The 1,100-nt window shown below is 72.3% G+C and carries 1 protein-coding gene and 1 pseudogene; one reads left to right on the top strand and one right to left on the bottom strand.

Annotated elements, in window-relative coordinates; translation table 11 throughout:
* A pseudogene (locus ABZ281_RS50310) lies at window positions 1-457 on the bottom strand (hypothetical protein); the annotation flags it as partial.
* A 200-nt stretch (window positions 458-657) separates the two neighbouring features.
* Between ABZ281_RS50310 and ABZ281_RS50305 the strand changes: the two are divergent.
* Window positions 658-1,100 (top strand): Nif3-like dinuclear metal center hexameric protein (locus ABZ281_RS50305; protein ID WP_356665632.1); only part of this gene is annotated, 443 nt, incomplete at its 3' end.

Below are 1,100 nucleotides of genomic sequence, written 5' to 3'. Positions count from 1 at the left end.
TCCACCGCGGTGACGGCCTCGGCGAACTCCTGGGGCGACCAGTTGGCGATGCCATGCGAGTGCGGGCAGTCGGTGTAGGGCTCCAGCAAGGCGGCAGCGGCCGCAGCCGGGCGGTCCCGTCCGGGCACTCGACCGCGCCCAAGGGCAGTTCGCCGGTGCCGGGCCCGGTCGGGTAGAGCAACGAGAAGGCGTGCCGCCCGGCCACCACCCGGTGGATGAGGACCCGCCCGTCGGCCATCGGCTGCACCTCGGTGCCGGGCTCCTCCGGCTGGTTGCGGGGCAGCGGCACCGCGTACGGCTCGGGTCCGTCCAGGGTCCAGCGCTCCGGGAACCAGGAGTCGCCGGCCGACGCGAGGCGGGCGCCGTAGGCACCGTCCGCGGTGAGCGTGCAGCCTGTCGGCGCGGTCACGTCCTCGTCCTCGTGTCCCGCCGAAGGTTCGATCACACAGACCGTCATCGTTCGGTCACCTCCAGTGACGAACGCTAGGCATCACACGCGCGGACGGGGAATTCCCTGGGCGCAGGCTTCACACATAAGGGTGTTCCAGGAACGATTCGCCTGAGGAAGAGGGGGCGATTGTGCTGAGCGGGGCCATGGGTGCCGGGAGCGGGCGGTGGCGGTGCAACGCCACAGATCAGGCGGGTAGCCTTGCTCCCGTGCCCCGTCTGTCTGAAGTCATCGCCGCCCTGGAGACCCTGTGGCCCGCCGAGCGGGCCGAGTCCTGGGACGCGGTCGGCACCGTCGCGGGCGACCCGGACCAGCAGGTCATGCGGGTCCTGTTCGCTGTCGACCCGGTCCAGGAGATCGTCGACGAGGCGGTGAAACTGGGCGCCGGCCTGCTCGTCACCCACCACCCGCTCTACCTGCGCGGCACGACCACGGTCGCGGCGACGCACTTCAAGGGCCGCGTCGTGCACACCCTCATCAAGAACGACATCGCGCTGCACGTCGCCCACACCAACGCCGACAGCGCCGACCCCGGTGTCTCCGACGCCCTCGCGGGCGCGCTGGACCTGCGGGTCACCGGGCCGCACGTGCCGGATCCCACCCACCCCGAGGGCCGCCGGGGCCACGGCCGCCTCTGCGCGCTGGACCACCC

The organism is Streptomyces sp. NPDC006265 (assembly GCF_040613555.1).
Taxonomy (GTDB): domain Bacteria; phylum Actinomycetota; class Actinomycetes; order Streptomycetales; family Streptomycetaceae; genus Streptomyces.
This window is presented reverse-complemented; position numbering and strand designations above follow the sequence as displayed.